The following is a 19,252-nucleotide window of genomic DNA, read 5'->3' as shown; positions in this document are numbered from 1 at the left end:
TCGACACCTAGCACTCCCGCCGATGAATCCAGACGTCGCTCCCGCGGCAGGGAAAGGCTTCGTCGTTGGCTGAAGTTCGCCGGCGTGGCTGTCTCGCTCGCAGTCGTGGCCATGCTCGCGATCCGCCTCTGGTCGCACCCATCCCTCTCCGCGGGGCAGCCCGAATCGGTCGCGGTCTATGACCACAACGGCCGGCTGCTGCGTCTGGTGCTGGCCGACGACCAGCGCTATCGGCTGTGGCTGCCTTTGCAGGAGATGCCGCAGACGTTGCGCGATGCGGTGCTGCTGCACGAGGACGCGTGGTTCTACCGGCATCCGGGCGTGAATCCGGCCAGCCTGCTGCGCGCGGCGTGGACCACGTATGCCGGCGGCGGCGCGCGCGTGGGCGGCTCGACCATCACCATGCAGCTGGCGCGCCTGCGCTGGAGGCTGCAGACCCGCACGCCCGGCGGCAAGCTGGTGCAGATCGCGCGGGCGTTGCAGCTGGAGGCCAGCTATTCGAAGGACGACATCCTCGAGGCTTACCTCAACCTGGCGCCGTACGGCGGCAACATCGAGGGCGTGGGCGCGGCCAGCCTGATCTATTTCGACAAGCCGGCCTCCGCGCTGACCCTGCCGGAAACCCTGACCTTGGCGGTGCTGCCGCAGGCGCCGACCCGGCGCGGGCGGCTGCGGCGCGATGCCGAACGTGGCGATAGCTATGCCGGGGCCGGCCTGGCCGCCGCGCGGGCCCGGCTCTACGCGCGCTGGCAGCAGGAGCACGCCACTGATGCCGCGCAGGACGCCTCGATGGCGCTGCCGATCACCCTGCGCACGCCGCGCGGCCTGCCGTTTGCCGCGCCGCATTTCGTGGAGCAGGTATTGGGCGAGCGCTTCCTGCACGCGCAGGCCGGCCCGCGCATCGACACCACCCTGGACCTGCGCCTGCAACGCCTGCTGGAAAGCCGGGTGCGCAGCCACATCCAGCGCGCGCGCGCGCGCGGCGTACACAACGCCGTGGCAATGCTGGTCGACACCCGCGATATGGGTGTGCGCGCACTGGTCGGCTCGGCCGATTACTTCGACGACAGTCTCCACGGCCAGGTGAACGGCACGACGGGCAAGCGTTCGCCGGGTTCCACGCTGAAGCCTTTCATCTACGCGCTGGCGCTGGACCAGGGCGTGCTGCACCCGGCCACGGTGCTGCGCGACGTGCCCAGCGCGTTCGGCCCGTATACGCCGGAGAACTTCGACGGCAGATTCCTCGGCCCGGTCACGGCGGCCGACGCGTTGGTGCGCAGCCGCAACATCCCCGCGGTGACGGTCGCCGCCCAGCTGCAGCAACCCGGCTTCTACCAGTTCCTGCGCGACGCCGGCATCGCGCGCATGGCCAGCGAGGGCCATTACGGCCTGGCGCTGGTGCTCGGTGGCGGCGAGGTGACCATGGAAGAACTCGCGCGGCTGTACGCCATGCTCGGCAACGACGGCCTGCTCAAGCCATTGCGCCTGCGCAAGGAAGACGCGCAGGCAGGCGGCACCGCGCTGCTCAGCGCCGAGGCCGCTTACATCGTGCGCGACATGCTGCGGCGCGGTCCTCGCCCCGACGCGCACGCGACCAGCGGCCTGCGCGAGCAGCCGATCGCGTGGAAGACCGGAACCTCCTGGGGATTCCGCGACGCCTGGAGCGTGGGCGTGGTCGGCCCTTACGTGCTGGCGGTGTGGCTGGGCAATTTCGACGGCGCGCCGAACCCGGCCCTGGTCGGCGTGGACATGGCCGCGCCGCTGTTCTTCTCGATCGTCGACGGGCTGCGCGCCGCGCGGGTGGACTTTGCCGAGCCGCCGCGACGCTGGCCGCTGAACCTGAAGCGGGTCGAGGTGTGCCGGGCCAGCGGCGACCTGCCGAATGCCTGGTGCCCGCAGCGCGGCTGGACCTGGTTCATCCCGGGCAAGTCGCCGATCCGCACCAGCACCGTGCACCGCGCGATCGCGGTCGACAGCGTCACCGGCCAGGCCGCCTGCGGCCCGTTCGATCCGGCGCGGATGCGCATGCAGGTGTTCGAGTTCTGGCCATCGGACCTGATGCAGGCCTTCGCCCAGGCCGGCATTCCGCGCCGCGCGCCTCCGGTCAATGCGGACTGCGCCGATGTGGCCGACGTCGGCGTCGGCGACGCCCCGCGTATCCAGTCGCCGCTGCGCGCGACGCGCTACCTGCTGCGGCTCTCGCGACCGCGAGAATCGGCAATCGAGTTGCGGGCCACGCTCGATGCCGACGTGTCGCGGGCGTTCTGGTTCGCCGGCAATAGCTATATCGCCACGACCACGCGCGGCGGCAGTGCCCAGTGGATTCCTGAACGCGAGGGGCGGTTCAAGCTCTCGGTGGTCGACGACCACGGCCGGGTCGATGCCCGGAACGTCGAGATCGCGGTCGAGCGTTAGTCGCCCAGGGTCAATTTGTGACCCAGTTCACCCGCAAGCGCCCGGCAGAACCCCGGTTCGCGGTCCAGGCGACTGCCCGCCGCGGGCCGCGCCCATGTGCCCATCCAGGGACTGTGACCGGATTGGCACAAAGCTTGCGTCATTGCTCGGGCCGGTCGCGCTGCGACCCGGGCACACCTTCCTTGGGGGCGCAATGCATATCCTGATTACCGGCGGCGCCGGTTTCATCGGTTCACACCTGGTGGACCTCCATCTGGCGCGTGGCGACCAGGTCATGGTCGTGGACGACCTGTCCACTGGCGTGCGCGCCAACCTGATCGCGCACGAAGACAATCCGCTGTTCCGGTTCGAACAGGCCGACGTGCTGACCTGGGACCGCCTGGGCCACGTCGTGGGCTGGGCGGACCGTGTCTATCACCTGGCTGCGGTCGTGGGCGTGTATCGCGTCATCGCCGAGCCGACCAAGGTCCTGGCGACCAACATCGCCGGTACCGAGCGCCTGCTGCGCGCCGCCCACGACGGTGGCTGGAAGCCGCAGGTGGTCATCGCCTCGAGTTCCGAGGTGTACGGCCACAACGACGAACACATCCTGCACGAAGACCAGGACCTGACCGTCAGCACTCGCGCGGGCACGCGCTGGGGCTATTCGGTCAGCAAGATCGCCGACGAGGCGCTGGGCCTGTCCTATGCGCAGCGCTTCGGCATCCCCGCGGTCGTGTCGCGCTTCTTCAACACCATCGGTCCACGCCAGGTCGGGCGTTACGGCATGGTCGTGCCGCGCTTCGTCGCCCAGGCGGTGCGCAACGAGCCGATCACCGTGTTCGGTGGTGGGTTGCAGACCCGCTCGTTCTGCGACGTGCGTGATACCGTGGTCGCGCTCGATTCGCTGGCCACCCATGCGGGCCGGCAGACGGTCACCGCCAACGTCGGCAACGACCGCGAGATCAGCATTCGTGACCTGGCCAAGCTGGTGATCGAGCGCGCACAGAGCAACTCGGTGATCAAGGACGTACCGCTGCGCGAAGCCTATGGCGAAGATTTCGAAGACATCCGTCGTCGTCGTCCCGACCTGGCGCGGCTGCGCACGCTCACCGGGTTCCATCACCGCCACAAGCTTGAAGACACGATCGACGATTTGATCGCCACAGAACGCCGCAACATGGCGGGGGAAAAAGATGGCCACTGCACCCTGGTTCGTACTAAGTCCGAACGCGCTGCTTAGCGCGATCGGCCTGCTGCGCGGGCCCGACAAGACCATCCCGACGCCCGCCGAGGATTGGCGGACTGCGGTGGTGGATGTTGTCGTGCCTGCGTACAAGGAAGAAGACAACATCATCCACTGCTTGGCGTCGCTCGCGCGCCAGACGGTGCGCCCGCGCCAGATCATCCTGGTCGAGGACGGCTCCAAGGACCAGACGGTGCCGCGTGCGCGCGAATACGCGCAGGCGGCAGGCCTGGATCTGGTCGTGATCGAGCGCAACTCGTCCATCGGCAAGACGCCCACGATCAAGCGCCAGGCGCGCGAATTCGATTCCGACGTCGAGTTCATCCTCGACGGCGACACCTTCCTCGAATCGCCCGACTACATCGAGCGCTGCGTGCAGGAGCTCTACCAGGGCATCGGCATCGCCAGCGCCTGCGGCGTCGTCCTGCCGATGCGGCCGAAGGACCGGCACGAGCTGGCGCAGAGCGAGGAGTTCCAGCGCTGGCACGGCGCGCCGACCTACGACGACCCGCACCGCCGTCGCGGCCTGCTGCATTCGTTGTGGTGGTGGATCACCAACGCCTACCGCGAATGCCTGTACATGTTCCTGCAGAGGTTCGTCTACAAGGGCCAGATGGTGTTCTTCGGCAGCATCACCAACCCGGTGGGCTGCGCGGTCGCCTATCGCCGCAAGTACATCAAGGACCTGTTCGATCGGTACGAACCGATCTTCGGCGATGACCTGACCAACTCCGAGGACATCTTCATCGGCTTCGCCCTCAACAACGAGGGCTACCGCAACATCCAGCTGCAGGACGTGCAGGCTCGCTCGGAAGAGCCGGAAGTGCAGCGCCTGCCGCGCCAGGTGTATCTGTGGTCGTCCTCGTTCCTGCAGAGCTGCTACTACTTCGACCCGCTGCTGCGCTCGCCGTTCAAGTCGTTCAAGCGCTGGCGCAAGAGGCGCAAGGACAAGCAGCGCGGGATCGAGGAGCTGCGGCTGATCAAGGAACAGTACCGGCAGCCGTTCGGCGACCAGTACACGAAGGAATACGGCCGTCCGGTGGGCTGGGCGATGCTGCTGTCGGCGATCGAGAAGATCGGTTTTCCCACCGCGCTGATCGTCATGACCATCCTGCGGATGTGGGAACCGTTGGCGGTGACGCTCATTGCCGAGGTCATCGTGTCGCTGGCCGTGCTGTTCACGGTCGGCACGGGTCGCCGTCTGGAGATGGTGCTCAAGGGCATCGTGATGACCCCGGTGCGCTACGCGATGATCCTGGCCGACACCATCACCATCAGCCGCTTCGCAATCGATCTGTGGATCACGGGGAACCGCAAATGGCGCAAGTAAGCCAGCTCCAACGCAGCCCGTTCCGCCGGCGCATTCTGGTTTCCGCAACCGCCTGTGCACTGGCCCTGTGCCTTGCGCCCGCCGGCGCGCAGGAAGCCGACATCGCGCAGCAGGCGCGCGAGGCCGCATGGGCCGGGCGCACCACCGAAGCATTGCGGCTGATGGACCAGCACCTTGCGGCCTATCCCGACGACCGCGCGGCGCGACTGGACCGTGCGCGTTACCTGTCCTGGAACGGCGATTACGCCGCGGCGATCGAGGCGCTCGATGCACTGGGCGCCGACGACGACGACGCGCGCGCCGTGCGGGCACGGGTGATGGCCTGGGCCGGGCGTCGCGACGCCGCGCTCGCACTCAACACGCCCCTGTACGAAGCCGCGCCGGACGAATACGACTACGCCTGGACCCAGGCGCTGGCCGAGCGTCTGGGGCATCGGCCGGAAACCGCGCTGCCGCCGCTCGAGACCGTGCGCCGGCTGCAGCCCGATGGGCCCGACAGCCGGTCGCTGACCAAGTCGGTCCGGCTTCCGCTGTTCTCGTCGGTCGGGCTGCCGGCCTCGGTGTACGAGGATTCGGACGACATCGAGATCCGCAGCGTCGGCCTGGAAGGCAATCTGCGCCTGTCCGATGCCTGGCGTGTGATGGCCGCGGGTGCCAGACGCGATCATTCCGCGCCGGTGACCGGCCCGTTCGCGCCGGTCAATGGCGGCGATTCCCTGGACGAGACCCGTGCCCAGGTCGGTGTGCGCTATTCCGCCACGCCGGACGTGGCCGTGGATCTGTGGCTGGGGCGTTCGGCGCTGGACGGCGACAACGGCTTCGACGACGACGACACCATCGGCCAGCTGGCCCTGAGCCACCAGGCCAGCGATACCTTCGGGTACGCGCTGTCGGTGGATCGCGATCGTGTCGCGGCCTCGCCGCGTGCGCTTTCGCTCGGCGTGATGCGCACGGGGGCCGCCGCCAACCTGCAATGGCAGCCCAGCCTGCGCGACGCGGTCACCACGCGCCTGGGTTTCGACGACTTCAACGACGGCAACCGCCGCCATACGCTGGACGCCGAATACCGTCGCGCGTTCCATCGCGGCCCGCGCGCCAATCTGGATCTGGGCGCGCAGCTGGAGTGGCAGGGCAATTCCCGCGATACCGGCAACGGCTACTACAGTCCCGACCGTTACGTGCGGCTGGCGCCGATGGCGTCGAGCTACATCAAGCTCTCGGAGGAAGCCGGCTTGTATCTGGCCGCCGCGGTGGGCGTGCAGCGCGACGACACCTTCGACAGCTGGAAGCGCGCCAGCGACGTCAGCGCGGAGCTGACCCTCGGCATCTTCACCCGCTGGCAGCTGGTGGCGCGCGCGGGCTACAGCGAACGGCTCAACGAGTTCGGTCGCTACGAGGGCCGCAACTTCGGCCTGGCCCTGCGCTACCGCTTCTGCGAACTGCGCGCGGATCGCTGCCCATAAGGGCGGCGATCCGGGTACTCAGCGAACGATCGCGTGGTATTGCTGGCTGATCCAGGCCGCCAGCCGGTTGACTTCGCGGTCGTAGCGCCCGCTCCACGCGAGCCAGATCAGTGCAGCCAGCGTCAGCAGGACTACGCCTGACAGCAGCCGTTGCGTAAGGCTGGCGAACCTGATGTGGCCGCCGGCCGGATTGTGGTTCTTCATCGGTGATCCCCCTGTTCCATCCAACAACGCAACGCGGACGCCTGAGCGGCCGTGGCCGGGCTTCAGCGCGGCGCCTCAGCGTTCCGACGGACCACCGGCATAGGCATCGCGCGGGGTGAACAGCTCGGGTTTGATCAGCGAGACGAATGCGCGCGCCTGCGGCGAGAGGAACTTGCCCTTGCGCATCACCACGCCGTAGCTGCGGGCGGGGAAGAAATTCGCCAGCGAACGCGAGACCAGCCGCGCGCGATCGGCCTCGGTCAGGCAGATCGCGGTGACGATGGAGATGCCCATGCCCATGGCGACGTACTGTTTGATCACCTCCCAGCCGCCCACTTCCAGCGCCACGGTGTAGGGCACGCGCGCCTGCTGGAACACCAGGTCGACCATCCGGTAGGTGGTCAGGCGCTGCGGCGGCAGGATCAGGCCATAGGGCGACAGGTCGGACAGTGCGATCTCCGCCTTGTCCGCCAGCGGATGCCCCGGCGGCATGATCAGCATCGGCTCGAAGCGATAGACCGGCAGGTAGTCGAGATCGCTGGGGACGTCGAGCATCGAGCCCACCGCCAGGTCGACCGCATCCGAGCGCAGCAGGTCCAGGCCGCCCGCGCCGGTGACGTTGTGCAGCGACAGGCGTACGTCGGAATGGGCCTGGCGGAAGCGGGCCACGATCTGCGGCAGCAGGTAGAGGATGGTCGAGCTGCCGGCGGCGACATTGAGATCGCCGGCGTCGAGCCCCTGCAGGCGCTCGCGGAACGTGGCCTCCAGCCCGTCCATGCCCTCGACCAGCGGCCGCGCCAGCTCGTACAGGATTTCGCCCTCGCGGGTCAGGGCCAGGCGCCGCCCATTGCGTTCCAGCAGGCGCTGGCCGACCTCGCGTTCCAGCGCCTGCAGCTGCAGGGTCACGGCCGGCTGGCTCAGGTACAGCGCCTCGGCCGCGCGCGAAACCGACCCCAGGCGAGCGACCTGGCAAAACGCCCGCAGCGGCTTGAGGCGGCTCCCCTTGTAGGAAAAACGGGGCTGGGAGGGCGATTTGGCCATGATAACCAATTTATATTTGGCAAATTAATGATATGTATTGATAACTCTGTCTTGTCAAATACTGTCATTGGGGAGGATGGTGCTGCTCCGCAACAATACGGAGCAGCACGGAATGTCGGCAGTCCTGCAAACGCCCGCGCCACAGGTCACCGTCTCGGGAATCGCCCCGTACCAGGCTCCGCTCCTGACCCCGGCCGCGACCGGCTTCCTCGCCGCCCTGCACCAGGCCTTCGACGCCAGGCGGCGCGAGCTGCTGGCCGAGCGCCGTCGCCGGCAGCAGGCGTTCGATGCCGGCGCGCTGCCCGACTTCCGGACCGACACCGCCGCCATCCGCGCCGGCGAGTGGCGGGTGGCCCCGATTCCGGCGGCGCTGCAGGACCGTCGGGTCGAGATCACCGGGCCGGTCGATCCGAAGATGGTCATCAACGCGCTCAACTCCGGCGCCAACTGCTACATGGCCGACTTCGAGGATTCGACCTCGCCGACCTGGGCCAACCTCGTCGCCGGCCAGCAGGCGCTGCGCGAGGCCATCGCCGGAACCCTCACCTTCGCCAGCGAGGCGGGCAAGCCGGCTTCAAACAAGCCGGCTTCAAACAGGCATTACGCGCTGCGCCCGGAGGCCGAGCAGGCGGTGCTGATCGTGCGCCCGCGCGGCTGGCACCTGGACGAGAAGCACGTGCTGGTCGATGGCGAACGCCTGTCCGGCGCGCTGTTCGATGCGGGTCTGTTCTGTTTCCACAATGCGCATGCGCTCGCGGCGAAGGATCGCGGACCGTACTTCTACCTGCCCAAGCTGCAGTCGATGGAAGAGGCGGCGCTGTGGCAGGACGTGCTGGCGCACATCGAAGCGGCGCTGGGGCTGCCGGTCGGGCAGATCAAGGTGACCGTGCTGATCGAGACGCTGCCGGCCGCGTTCGAGATGGACGAGATCCTGCACGCGCTGCGCACGCGGATCGTGGGGCTGAACTGCGGACGCTGGGACTACATCTTTTCCTACCTCAAGACCCTGCGCGCGCACCGCGACCGGGTGCTGCCAGAACGCGGGCAGGTGACGATGACCCAGCCGTTTCTCAAGGCGTACTCGGAACTGCTGGTGCGCACCTGCCACCGTCGCGGCGCGCACGCGATGGGTGGAATGGCCGCGCAGATCCCGATCGCGGGCGACCCGGAAGCGAACGCGGCGGCGCTCGAACGCGTCCGTGCCGACAAGCTGCGCGAAGTCGGTGCGGGTCATGACGGCACCTGGGTCGCGCATCCGGCGCTGATCCCGATCGCGCGCGAGGTGTTCGATGCGCACATGCCGCAACCGAACCAGCACGCGGTGCTGCGCGAGGACGTGTCGGTCACCCGCGACGACCTGCTGCGCCCGTCGCTGGGCACGATCACCCGCGCCGGTTTCGAGAACAACATCGAGGTCTGCGTGCGCTACCTGGCCGCGTGGCTGGCGGGCAACGGCTGCGTCCCGATCCACTGGCTGATGGAGGACGCGGCGACCGCGGAGATCGCGCGCACCCAGCTATGGCAATGGCTCCACCACGGGAGCCTGCAGCTGGACGACGGCACGCCGATCGATGGCGTGCTGCTCGATCGCGCGCTGCTGAACCTGCCTTCGAAGCTGGCCGGCGAGGCGATGCCCGGCGCGGACCAGGTGCCGCAGGCGATCGCCCTACTCGAACGGCTGACCGTGAGCGACACCCTCGAGGACTTCCTCACCCTGCCCGCGTACGACCTCATCGATTGACCGCGCCGCGACACCACTGCCGTCGCGACTGCTCCCAGGCCGCCGCAGCGGCCTTGGAATCGGATGGAGCCGAGTCGTTGTCGCGCCGAAGCGGCGCTCCTACAAACCCATCGCTGTGCCAACCAAGGATTCATGCCATGAAAACCACGCTCCCCACCGCCGAACAGCTGCGCATGGACTGGACCAACAACCCACGCTGGGCCGGCGTTACCCGCAGCTACTCCGCCGAGGAAGTGGTGCGGCTGCGCGGCACGATTGCAGTCGAGCATTCCATCGCCCGCCAGGGCGCGGAAAAGCTGTGGAAGTCGCTGCACGGCGAGACCTTCGTCAACGCGCTCGGCGCGCTCACCGGCAACCAGGCGATGCAGCAGGTCAAGGCCGGATTGAAGGCGATCTATCTCAGCGGCTGGCAGGTCGCCGCCGATGCCAACCTGGCCGGCGAGATGTATCCCGACCAGTCGCTGTATCCGGCCAACTCGGTGCCGCAGGTGGTCAAGCGCATCAACAACACCCTGCTGCGCGCCGACCAGCTCAGCCATGCCGAGGGCGACGACAGCATCGATTACCTGCAGCCGATCGTGGCCGATGCCGAAGCCGGCTTCGGCGGCGTGCTCAACGCCTTCGAACTGATGAAGGCGATGATCGAGGCCGGCGCGGCCGGCGTGCACTTCGAGGACCAGCTCGCCTCGGTCAAGAAGTGCGGACACATGGGCGGCAAGGTGCTGGTGCCCACGCGCGAGGCGATCGAAAAGCTCACGGCCGCGCGCCTGGCCGCCGACGTGATGGGCGTGCCGACCCTGATCGTGGCGCGGACCGACGCCGAGGCCGCCGACCTGCTCACCAGCGACATCGATCCCAACGACCGCACGTTCTGCACCGGCGAACGCACAGTCGAGGGTTTCTACAAGACCCGCAATGGCCTGGACCAGGCGATCTCGCGCGGCCTAGCCTACGCGCCGTACGCCGACCTGGTGTGGTGCGAGACCGGCAAGCCCGACCTCGAGTTCGCCCGCAGGTTCGCCGAGGCCATCCATGCGAAGTACCCCGGCAAGCTGCTGGCCTACAACTGCTCGCCTAGCTTCAACTGGAAGAAGAACCTCGACGACGCGACGATCGCGAAGTTCCAGACCGAGCTCGCTGCGATGGGCTATCGCTTCCAGTTCATCACCCTGGCCGGTTTCCACAGCCTCAACTACGGCATGTTCCACCTGGCGCACGGCTATGCGCGGCGCCAGATGAGCGCGTTCGTCGAACTGCAGGAGGCCGAGTTCGCCGCAGCCGAACGCGGCTTCACCGCGGTCAAGCACCAGCGCGAGGTGGGCACCGGCTACTTCGATGCGGTCACCCAGACGATCCAGGGAGGCAAGTCGTCCACGGTGGCGTTGACCGGTTCGACCGAGGAGGAACAGTTCCAGTCCGAGCGCGTCGCGGCCTGATTGCAGCGGTGCGGGACGCCAGACGCCTGCGCCTGGCGTCCCTCGCCGGTGGACGGAATGCTCAGCGCTTCGGGCCGCCGGTCAGCAGCTGTTCGCCGACGCTGGTGAATTTCAGCCCGACCCGGGTCACCTGATCGTCCTTGAGTTCACGCACCACCATCAGTGCGCGTCCCAATGCAAGCCGGTCGCCGACCTGCGGCGCTTCGTCGAAGCGCTCGTCGAACAGGTCCGCCGCGGTCCGCGCGAGATAGTGCTCGGGGATCCGCAGGCCGTAGAACTTCGCCAGTTCCCCCAGGGGCACGTCGCCCGGCAGCTGGAACATGCCGAACATGTCCCGTTCGGCATCGCTGGCGTCGCGGCCTTCGGCGAACAGCCAGTCCAGGCGCCGCGCCTGCCCGGTCGGAGCGAGGAAGTAGGCGTAGTCCTGCGATGCGAGCGCCCCGACCGTTTCGGGCAACAGGACCTTGCCCTCCCGCACCACCATCGCCAGACGCACGCTGGCCGGCAACGCATGGCCGCGCAGCACGGCGCTGCCGGGCGTGATCCGGTACCCGACCATGTCGTAATCCAGCTGTCCGGGCAGGTCGAGCTGGATCCGGCGCGTATCGGGATCGTTGCGCGGCACCGCGACGCCGAACCAGTGCGCGGCGCGAGCCAGGCTCCAGCCCTGCACGATCAGCGATACCAGCACCACCACGAAGGCGACGTTGAAGAACAGCCATGCATTGGGCAGCTTCGCCAGCAGCGGAATGGATGCCAGGAAGATCCCCACCGCACCGCGCAGACCCACCCACGAAATGAATCCGATTTCGCCGAGGCGATAGCGGAACGGAGCCAGGCATAGCGCGACGACGAGCGGACGCGCCACGAACATCAGGAAAGCCGCCACGCCCAGCGAAGGCCAGAGATAGTCCACCAGGCGGCTGGGCGTTGCGAGCAGGCCCAGCAGCAGGAACATGGTCAGCTGCGCGAACCAGGTCGCGGCGTCCTGCACCGACATCACTTCGCTGCGCGCACGCACCGGCCGGTTGGCGACCACGACGCCGGCCAGATACACGGCGAGATAACCGCTGGCGTAGACCAGGTTGGCGAGCGCGAACACGCTCAGTGCCCCCGCCATCGCCAACCAGGGATGCAGACCCGACGGCAGCGACAGGTGATTGAGCGCGGACACGATCAGGCGCCCGCCGACGTAGCCGAACAGCACGCCGCCCACCAGCGCCCACGCCACCTGGACCACGACCCATCCGACGCCGCCGGCCTGTGTCCCCGCAAGCCAGCCGGTCAGGGCGATGGTCAGGAACACGGCGACCGGATCGTTGGCGCCCGATTCGATCTCCAGCGTGCTGCCGGTCCGTCGCTCCAGGTGCAGGCCGCCCGCGCGCAGCAGGAAGAACACCGCGGCGGCGTCGGTGGAGGCGAGCACGGTGCCGAGCAGCAACGCGCGCAGCGGCGACAGATCGAGCAGGTAGTGCGCTGCCACCGCGGTCAGCGCGGCGGTCAACAGCACGCCCACCGATGCGAGGACCAGCGACGGCGCCACCGCGCCTCTGACCTGACGTGCCTGCGTGCGCAGGCCGCCGTCGAACAGGATCATGGCCAGCGCGAGCGCGCCGACCAGGTAGGTGAGATGCGCATCGTCGTAACGGATGCCGCCCGGGCCGTCCACGCCCAGCAGCAGGCCAAGGACCAGGAATACCAGCAGCAACGGCGCGCCGAACCGGCGCGCCAGCAACGACGAGGCGATGCCGGCGAGGATCAGCAGCGCACCGGCAAGCAGGCGCTGGTCGATGGCGTGCAGACTGTCCAGAGTGGCGGGCGATGCCGTGCGGGGGATCGTTCCATCATAGGCACTGCACGGTTACGGCGTTGCATCCGCGGCGATCGATGCGCCGGTGATGAAGGGCGCTGCCGACCCCGGCGACACGACGAACCCCGCGGGCCGGAACCGCGACGGCGCGAGCAGCTAGGCGGCAAGCCGGCCCGGCCCGCGCTCCAGCCGGCGGTAGCCGATCGCTTCAGTCAGGTGCGCGGTGACGATGGATTCGCTGCCCGCGAGATCGGCGATGGTGCGTGCCACGCGCAGGATTCGGTGCATCGAACGCGCCGACAGCTGCATCGCTTCGACCGCCTGTTCGAGCAGGCGCTGGTCGTGTTCTGACAGGGTGCACGTAAGCATCGTTTCCGCCTGGCCGAGCTGCGCGTTGGCCTTGCCCGCGCGTACGAGCTGCAGGGCGCGTGCCGCTTCGACCCGCGTGCGCACGGTTGCGCTCGATTCCGCCGGCACGCCGCCCGGGCGCAGATCCGCCGGCGGCAGACGCGGCACTTCGATCTGCAGATCGATCCGGTCGAGCAACGGACCGGAAATCCGCGCGCGATAGCGCTGGATCGCTTCGCCGCTGCAGCGGCAGCGGCCGGAGGGGTCGCCGGCCCAGCCGCAGGGGCATGGATTCATGGCGGCCACCAGCTGGAACCGCGCCGGGAACTCGCATTGCCGTGCCGCCCTGGAAATCGTCACCACGCCCGATTCCAGCGGCTCGCGCAGCACCTCCAGCGCGCGACGGTCCCACTCGGGCAATTCGTCCAGGAACAGCACGCCGTGGTGGGCCAGAGAGATCTCGCCCGGACGCGGCAATGCGCCGCCACCGACCAGGGCGACCGCGCTGGCGGTGTGGTGGGGTGCGCGATAGGGACGTTCCAGCCAGCGCGACGGGTCCAGGCCGCGACCGCTGACCGAAGCGATGGCCGCGGCTTCCAGCGCTTCGGCTTCGCCGGCCTGCGGCAGGATGCCGGGCAGGCGCGAGGCAAGGAGTGTCTTGCCGCACCCGGGTGGCCCGATCAGCAGCAGATGGTGATTGCCGGCAGCGGCGATCTCGAGCGCGCGTCGTGCATGCGCCTGGCCACGGACTTCGTCCAGGTCGGGGCCGCGCGGAGTCACCGGTGCGGGCGCGACGGCGTGCGGCAGTGCACGGCTGCCGACGAGCGCGGCACAGACTTCCAGCAGGGTGCGGGCGGTCAGCACCTCGCCGTCGCGCGAGAGCGCGGCTTCGGCACCGTTGGGTGCGGGCACCACCAGCGTACGACCGGCCTTTGCGGCTTCGAGCGCAGCCGGCAAAGCGCCGTCGACAAGGCGCAACTCGCCGGTCAGGCCCAGTTCGCCCACGAACTCGAACCGTGCCAATGCCTCGAGCGGGATCTGCCCGCTCGCGGCCAGCACGCCCAAGGCGATGGGCAGGTCGAAGCGGCCTCCGTCCTTGGGCAGGTCGGCCGGGGCTAGGTTGACGGTGATGACCCGGGCCGGAAATTCGAACTGCGCGCAGACGATCGCAGACCGTACCCGGTCCTTGGCCTCGCGTACCGCCGCCTCGGGCAGGCCGACGATATTCATCCGCGGCAGTCCGCCGGCCAGGTGCACTTCCACCGTGACCGCAGGCGCGCGCACGCCGGCGCGTGCACGGCTGTGCACCAGCGCAAGACCCATGGCGGCGGCGTCAGTGCTGTGGCGGCTGGGCGCCGAGCTGCGCTTCGAGCGCCTCGACCGTGCGCTGCAGTTGCTCGAGCTTCGCGCGCGTGCGCAGCAGCACCGCGCGCTGCACGTCGAATTCCTCGCGCGTGACCAGGTCGAGCTTCGACAGGCCGCCCTGGAGCACGGCCTTGAAGTTCTGCTGCAGTTCCTCGCGTCCTTCGCGCATGCCCGGCGGCACCAGGTTGCTCAGGCGGCGGGCGAGGTCGTCGATATGGCTCAGGTCGATCATGGCGTCATCCTATCGCGGTGGCTTTGGCATAGCCTCGCGTATGCGCCGGGGCCGCGTCCCTCGGGCGATGCCGCGCCGGGGCCTAGGAAAAATCCGAAAATCCCCGACGGTCAGCGTTTATGCTGGCCCGGCGTTCCGGTCCACGCAGGAGACAGACCCATGAAGATGGTCATGGCCATCATCAAGCCGTTCAAGCTCGATGACGTGCGCGAGGCGCTGGCCGAGGCCGGCGTGGCCGGCATCACCGCCACCGAGGTGAAGGGGTTCGGCCGCCAGAAGGGCCATACCGAGCTCTATCGCGGCGCGGAATACGTGGTCGATTTCCTGCCCAAGATCAAGCTGGAGGTCGCGATTACCGACGACCAGGTCGACGCCGTGGTCGAGGCGATCATGAAAACCGCCGGCACCGGCAAGATCGGCGACGGCAAGATCTTCGTCTGGGACCTGGAGCGGGTGGTGCGAATCCGCACGGGGGAGTTGGATGGGGATGCGCTGTGACCGCGCCGATGCTTCGGGTTGAAGGACACGAGTCGGTACCTATCGCGTGGCCGCACTCCAGCCGGGCTCTCCCCTTCGGCGATTGATGTCCACGATCCTGCGATCCGCTGCCCCCGACAAGGCAGCTGCGCGCCGGTACCTCAACGGGCCCGTGTCCGATTTCCTGCTGTTGGGGGGCGGATCGCTGCTGGCGCTGCTCGCGCTTCGCTGGGCGATGGGCGACGCCGCCTGGGCCAGGGCCTGGTCCGCCGGCACCACGCTGGCGCTGGCCCACGTCATCAACAATCCGCACTTCATGCATTCGTACCAACTGTTCTACCGCGAGTTCGGTGCGAAGTTGACCAGCTATCCGCCCGACCTGCGCCTGCGTTACTGGCTTTGCGGCGTGGTGGCGCCGGTGGCCCTGGTTGCCGTCATGGCCTGGGCCGTCGCCGCAAGGCAGCCGCGCGCGCTCGGTCTGATGACCAATCTGATGTTCTTCCTGGTCGGATGGCACTACGTCAAGCAGGGCTACGGCATGGCGGTGGTGGATGCCGCGTTCAAGCAGGCCTGGTTTACCGATGCCGAGAAGCGCGCACTGCTGCGCAACGCCTACGCCGTCTGGTTGCTTTCATGGCTGCTGCTCAATCGCATGCTCGGCGGCGTAGCGAGCAGCTACTGGGGTGTCGAGTACGCGTTCATCGCCATTCCCGCGCCGCTGGCCTGGCTGGCCTGCGTGGTCGCGATCGGCTGCGGCCTGGACTTGGCCTGGCGCCTGCTGCGGAAACAGCGGCGTGGCGACGCCATCGCCTGGAACGGGCTGCTGGCGTACGCGGCCAGCGGCTACGTATGGCTGCTGATCCGCGATCCGGTGCTGGTGCTTTGGGTCCCGCTGTTCCACTCGCTGCAGTACCTGGCGGTGGTCTGGCGCTACGAGCGCAACCGCATTCACGCCATCCATCCGCATGAGATGTTGCCCGAGTTGCGCATGGCGGGCTTTTACGCAATCGGCCTGGGCCTGGGTTACCTCGGCTTCTGGTGGCTGCCGCGCTACCTCAACCGGCACGTTCCCTACGACCACGCGCTGTTCGGAACCGGGCTTTTCCTCTTCCTGTTCTGGATCTTCATCAACGTGCACCACTACTTCCTGGACACCGTGATGTGGCGCAAGGGCAACCCGGATGTGCAGAAGTACCTCTTCGCCCACGCGCGGTAGGCGCGGGCCTTGAGGACGGTCCTTCAGGATTGGCGGGTCAAGAACCGCTCAGCGCCGCCGCCATAAACGGAATCGGCGACGCCGCGCCCTTGTGGATGTCGGCGGTGTAGTACTTGGTCTCGAACACCTTGTTGCGCGAGTCGTCCTCGCGGAATCCGAAACCCGCGTCGGCGGCTTTCTTCGCCATCGTGCAGCTCCACCACCCGGTCGGGTAGCAGGGCTGCGGAAACGGGATGGTCTGGAAACTGGCGAAGCCAGCCTTGCCCATTTCCGCGCGCATGGCCTTGATCAGTTCCAGTTGCATCAATGGCGATTCGGACTGCTGCACCAGGATGCCGTCGTCCTTCAGCGCGCGATGACAGCTGGCGAAGAACGCGGCGTTGAACAGGCCCTCGGCGGGGCCGACCGGGTCGGTGGAATCCACGATCACCACGTCCACGCTGCCCGGTTCGCAGTTGGCCATGTAGGCGATGCCATCGTCGAACAGCAGTTCCGCGCGCGGGTCGCCGTTGGATTCGCACAGCTCGGGAAAATATTTCTCCGCCATGCGCGTGACCTGCTCGTCGATGTCGCACTGGGTGGCGCCGCGCACGCCCGGATGCTTGAGCACCTCGCGCAGGGTGCCGCAGTCGCCGCCGCCGATGATCACCACGCGCTGCGGGTCGGCGTGGGTGAACAGTGCCGGATGCGCGATCATCTCGTGGTACAGGAAGTTGTCGCGCGCGGTCAGCATCATCGCGCCGTCGATCAGCATGAGGTTGCCCCAGTCGGTAGAGCCGAAGATCTCGATCTTCTGGAACGGGGATTGCACCTGGTCGAGCTTGCCGGTGATGCGGAAACCGATCGCCGAGCCGGTGGGTTCGAAGGGTTCGTAGTGCCAGCGTGGTTCGGTCATCGGTCGGCCTGTGAGGATGCGCCTGGGCGTGCGATGAATGCCAGCGCCGGAGCGGGATGCGGATTGTAGCGAAGCGCGGTTGCGAACCCGTTGCATGAACGCCGGCCGCGACGACGCATCGCACGCTCTACAATGTCCACCTGTTCGCCCCGGATCCGCCCATGACTGCCTGGTCGATCGACCACGCCCGCAAGACCTATTCGATCCCGCACTGGGCCGAGGGCTATTTCGACGTGGACGAGGCCGGCCGCATCGTCGTGCGGCCCAAGGGCGCGGAGGGGCCGTCCATCATCCTGGCCGACGCGGTAGACACGTCGCTGGCGCAGGGCGGCAACCTGCCGGTGCTGGTGCGCTTTCCCGACATCCTCGGCGATCGCCTGCGCAAGCTGCAGGCGGCCTTCGCCCAGGCGCAATCAGAATGGGATTACCCGGGCGGCTACACTGCCGTGTACCCGATCAAGGTCAACCAGCACGCGGGCGTCGCCGGCACGCTGGCCTCGCACCATGGCGACGGCTTCGGCCTGGAAGCGGGCAGCAAGCCGGAACTGATGGCGGTGCTGGCACTGTCGCGGCCGGGCGGGCTGATCGTGTGCAACGGTTACAAGGACCGCGAATACATCCGCCTTGCGCTGATCGGCCGCAAGCTCGGCATGCAGACCTTCATCGTGATCGAGAAGCCTTCGGAACTGCCGCTGGTGATGGAAGAGGCCAAGGCGCTGGGGGTGACCCCAGGGCTCGGCGTGCGCATGCGCCTGGCCTCACTGGGCGCCGGCAAGTGGCAGAACAGCGGTGGCGACAAGGCCAAGTTCGGGCTCAGTCCGCGTCAGTTGCTCGATCTGTGGAAGCAGCTGCGCGATGCGGGCATGAGCGACACGCTGGGCCTGCTCCACTTCCACATGGGTTCGCAGATCTCCAACGTGCGCGATATCGCCAACGGCATGCGCGAGGCGACGCGCTACTTCGTGGAACTGTCCAAGCTGGGCGCGAACATTACCCATATGGACGTCGGCGGCGGCCTGGGCATCGATTACGAAGGCACGCGCTCACGCAGCTTCTGTTCGATCAACTACGGTTTGCAGCAGTATGCGAACAGCATCATCCAGCCGCTGGCCGAGGCCTGCGAGGCCAATGGCATCACCCCGCCGCGGCTGGTGACCGAATGCGGTCGTGCGATGACTGCGCACCACGCCGTGCTGGTCACCAACGTCTCGGAAGTGGAGGAGGCGCCGGAAGGGCGGGTTCCACCGGCGCACGACGACGAGCCCACGCCGATCCGCCATCTGCGCGAGATCCATGGCGAGCTCGACGCGCGTCCGGCGGTGGAGCTGTTCCATGAAGCCGCGCAGGCGCATGCCGAAGGCCTGTCGCTGTACGCCCTGGGCCAGCTGGACCTGGTGCACCGCGCGCGCATCGACGATCTGTTCTACGCGATCGCCCATGCAGTGCGCGCGCGGCTGACCTACGACGAGAAGAGCCATCGCGACCTGCTCGACGAGCTCAACGAACGCCTGGTGGACAAGTACTTCGTCAACTTCAGCGTGTTCGAATCGATGCCGGACGTGTGGGCGATCGACCAAGTGTTCCCGATTGTGCCGATCGATCGCCTGGGCGAGCAGCCCGAGCGCCGCGGGATCATCGCCGACCTGACCTGCGATTCCGACGGCAAGATCGATACCTACGTCGAGAACGAGGACCTGGACAGCTCGCTGCCGCTGCATGCGCTGCGCAAGGGCGAGAGCTACCGGCTCGGTTTCTTCCTGGTCGGCGCCTACCAGGAGATCCTGGGCGACATCCACAACCTGTTCGGCGACACCGATGCGATCGAGGTGAAGGTGGACGGCGAAGGCTATGCGATCAGCCAGCAGCGCCGCGGCGACACCACCGACGTGATGCTCGACTACGTGGGCTACAAGCTCGACGACCTGCGCCGGATCTACCGGGCCAAGGTCGGCGCCGCCGATCTGACCAAGGCCGAGGCGCAGCGGCTCAACGAGGCGCTGGAGAACGGCCTGACCGCGTACACCTATCTCGACGATTCGCCGATCGCGTAATCC

At 67.9% G+C, this 19,252-nt stretch carries 15 protein-coding genes; 9 read left to right on the top strand and 6 right to left on the bottom strand.

Going from position 1 to position 19,252, the window contains the following annotated elements:
• The first annotated feature begins 111 nt into the window (after nucleotides 1–111).
• The 4 genes from pbpC to MC375_RS03545 all read left to right on the top strand — a co-directional run bounded on the left by pbpC (nucleotide 112) and on the right by MC375_RS03545 (nucleotide 6,433).
• Entirely contained in the window at nucleotides 112–2,415 is a 2,304-nt protein-coding gene (pbpC, locus tag MC375_RS03560; protein ID WP_242101929.1) for a penicillin-binding protein 1C, read from the top strand.
• 193 nt (nucleotides 2,416–2,608) lie between these two features.
• Nucleotides 2,609–3,637, top strand: a complete 1,029-nt coding sequence (locus MC375_RS03555; RefSeq protein WP_242101928.1) for an NAD-dependent epimerase/dehydratase family protein — start codon at nucleotides 2,609–2,611, stop codon at nucleotides 3,635–3,637.
• Nucleotides 3,591–4,970 carry a glycosyltransferase family 2 protein gene (locus MC375_RS03550; RefSeq protein WP_242101927.1) on the top strand — a complete coding sequence of 460 codons (1,380 nt, stop codon included), beginning with the start codon at nucleotides 3,591–3,593 and terminating at the stop codon, nucleotides 4,968–4,970. Before MC375_RS03555 ends, MC375_RS03550 begins: the two co-directional genes overlap by 47 nt.
• Nucleotides 4,958–6,433, top strand: a complete 1,476-nt coding sequence (locus tag MC375_RS03545; protein ID WP_242101926.1) for a tetratricopeptide repeat protein — start codon at nucleotides 4,958–4,960, stop codon at nucleotides 6,431–6,433. The genes MC375_RS03550 and MC375_RS03545 overlap by 13 nt, the downstream gene beginning before the upstream one ends.
• A gap of 18 nt (nucleotides 6,434–6,451) precedes the next feature.
• On the opposite strand, the gene MC375_RS03540 is transcribed toward MC375_RS03545, so the two are convergent.
• Together MC375_RS03540 and MC375_RS03535 are read right to left on the bottom strand one after the other, a co-directional pair.
• Nucleotides 6,452–6,637: a hypothetical protein gene (locus MC375_RS03540; protein WP_242101925.1), complete on the bottom strand. Its 186-nt coding sequence runs from the start codon at nucleotides 6,635–6,637 to the stop codon at nucleotides 6,452–6,454.
• Between the two features lie 75 nt (nucleotides 6,638–6,712).
• The gene (locus MC375_RS03535) at nucleotides 6,713–7,678 is read right to left on the bottom strand and encodes a LysR family transcriptional regulator (protein ID WP_242101924.1); all 966 of its coding nucleotides are present in this window, start codon (nucleotides 7,676–7,678) and stop codon (nucleotides 6,713–6,715) included.
• 112 nt (nucleotides 7,679–7,790) lie between these two features.
• Here MC375_RS03535 and aceB point away from each other — a divergent pair, with 112 nt between their 5' ends.
• Both aceB and aceA read left to right on the top strand, forming a co-directional pair.
• The gene (gene aceB / locus MC375_RS03530) at nucleotides 7,791–9,419 is read left to right on the top strand and encodes a malate synthase A (RefSeq protein ID WP_242101923.1); all 1,629 of its coding nucleotides are present in this window, start codon (nucleotides 7,791–7,793) and stop codon (nucleotides 9,417–9,419) included.
• A gap of 137 nt (nucleotides 9,420–9,556) precedes the next feature.
• On the top strand, nucleotides 9,557–10,855 hold the full coding sequence (gene aceA, locus MC375_RS03525; RefSeq protein WP_242101922.1) for an isocitrate lyase: 1,299 nt from the start codon (nucleotides 9,557–9,559) through the stop codon (nucleotides 10,853–10,855).
• Between the two features lie 61 nt (nucleotides 10,856–10,916).
• Here the strand turns inward: aceA and MC375_RS03520 are convergent, their stop codons facing one another.
• The 3 genes from MC375_RS03520 to MC375_RS03510 all read right to left on the bottom strand — a co-directional run bounded on the left by MC375_RS03520 (nucleotide 10,917) and on the right by MC375_RS03510 (nucleotide 14,610).
• Nucleotides 10,917–12,647 (bottom strand): potassium/proton antiporter, encoded by a 1,731-nt coding sequence (locus MC375_RS03520; protein WP_343223585.1) that lies wholly within the window; start codon nucleotides 12,645–12,647, stop codon nucleotides 10,917–10,919.
• A gap of 174 nt (nucleotides 12,648–12,821) precedes the next feature.
• Nucleotides 12,822–14,336, bottom strand: a complete 1,515-nt coding sequence (locus MC375_RS03515; protein ID WP_242101920.1) for a YifB family Mg chelatase-like AAA ATPase — start codon at nucleotides 14,334–14,336, stop codon at nucleotides 12,822–12,824.
• A gap of 10 nt (nucleotides 14,337–14,346) precedes the next feature.
• Nucleotides 14,347–14,610 carry an accessory factor UbiK family protein gene (locus tag MC375_RS03510; protein WP_242101919.1) on the bottom strand — a complete coding sequence of 88 codons (264 nt, stop codon included), beginning with the start codon at nucleotides 14,608–14,610 and terminating at the stop codon, nucleotides 14,347–14,349.
• A 159-nt stretch (nucleotides 14,611–14,769) separates the two neighbouring features.
• Here MC375_RS03510 and MC375_RS03505 point away from each other — a divergent pair, with 159 nt between their 5' ends.
• Both MC375_RS03505 and MC375_RS03500 read left to right on the top strand, forming a co-directional pair.
• On the top strand, nucleotides 14,770–15,108 hold the full coding sequence (locus MC375_RS03505) for a P-II family nitrogen regulator (protein WP_242101918.1): 339 nt from the start codon (nucleotides 14,770–14,772) through the stop codon (nucleotides 15,106–15,108).
• 85 nt (nucleotides 15,109–15,193) lie between these two features.
• Nucleotides 15,194–16,303 carry a hypothetical protein gene (locus tag MC375_RS03500; RefSeq protein WP_242101917.1) on the top strand — a complete coding sequence of 370 codons (1,110 nt, stop codon included), beginning with the start codon at nucleotides 15,194–15,196 and terminating at the stop codon, nucleotides 16,301–16,303.
• Nucleotides 16,304–16,340: 37 nt separating this feature from the next.
• On the opposite strand, the gene speE is transcribed toward MC375_RS03500, so the two are convergent.
• Entirely contained in the window at nucleotides 16,341–17,198 is an 858-nt protein-coding gene (gene speE / locus MC375_RS03495) for a polyamine aminopropyltransferase (protein ID WP_242101916.1), read from the bottom strand.
• Between the two features lie 161 nt (nucleotides 17,199–17,359).
• Here speE and speA point away from each other — a divergent pair, with 161 nt between their 5' ends.
• Nucleotides 17,360–19,249, top strand: coding sequence for an arginine decarboxylase (gene speA, locus MC375_RS03490; RefSeq protein WP_242101915.1), 1,890 nt, complete (start codon nucleotides 17,360–17,362; stop codon nucleotides 19,247–19,249).
• Nucleotides 19,250–19,252 lie beyond the last annotated feature (3 nt).

This window comes from Lysobacter sp. M2-1 (genome assembly GCF_022662495.1).
Taxonomy (GTDB): domain Bacteria; phylum Pseudomonadota; class Gammaproteobacteria; order Xanthomonadales; family Xanthomonadaceae; genus JAKPBU01.
This window is presented reverse-complemented; position numbering and strand designations above follow the sequence as displayed.

Bases quoted from the DNA above. Each gene is read 5' to 3' on its own strand.
- aceB (WP_242101923.1), top strand. From the start codon at position 7,791: ATGTCGGCAGTCCTGCAAACGCCCGCGCCACAGGTCACCGTCTCGGGA.
- pbpC (WP_242101929.1), top strand. From the start codon at position 112: ATGCTCGCGATCCGCCTCTGGTCGCACCCATCCCTCTCCGCGGGGCAG.
- MC375_RS03550 (WP_242101927.1), top strand. From the start codon at position 3,591: ATGGCCACTGCACCCTGGTTCGTACTAAGTCCGAACGCGCTGCTTAGC.
- MC375_RS03510 (WP_242101919.1), bottom strand. From the start codon at position 14,610: ATGATCGACCTGAGCCATATCGACGACCTCGCCCGCCGCCTGAGCAAC.
- MC375_RS03515 (WP_242101920.1), bottom strand. From the start codon at position 14,336: ATGGGTCTTGCGCTGGTGCACAGCCGTGCACGCGCCGGCGTGCGCGCG.
- aceA (WP_242101922.1), top strand. From the start codon at position 9,557: ATGAAAACCACGCTCCCCACCGCCGAACAGCTGCGCATGGACTGGACC.
- MC375_RS03500 (WP_242101917.1), top strand. From the start codon at position 15,194: ATGTCCACGATCCTGCGATCCGCTGCCCCCGACAAGGCAGCTGCGCGC.
- MC375_RS03540 (WP_242101925.1), bottom strand. From the start codon at position 6,637: ATGAAGAACCACAATCCGGCCGGCGGCCACATCAGGTTCGCCAGCCTT.
- speE (WP_242101916.1), bottom strand. From the start codon at position 17,198: ATGACCGAACCACGCTGGCACTACGAACCCTTCGAACCCACCGGCTCG.
- speA (WP_242101915.1), top strand. From the start codon at position 17,360: ATGACTGCCTGGTCGATCGACCACGCCCGCAAGACCTATTCGATCCCG.
- MC375_RS03545 (WP_242101926.1), top strand. From the start codon at position 4,958: ATGGCGCAAGTAAGCCAGCTCCAACGCAGCCCGTTCCGCCGGCGCATT.
- MC375_RS03535 (WP_242101924.1), bottom strand. From the start codon at position 7,678: ATGGCCAAATCGCCCTCCCAGCCCCGTTTTTCCTACAAGGGGAGCCGC.
- MC375_RS03555 (WP_242101928.1), top strand. From the start codon at position 2,609: ATGCATATCCTGATTACCGGCGGCGCCGGTTTCATCGGTTCACACCTG.
- MC375_RS03505 (WP_242101918.1), top strand. From the start codon at position 14,770: ATGAAGATGGTCATGGCCATCATCAAGCCGTTCAAGCTCGATGACGTG.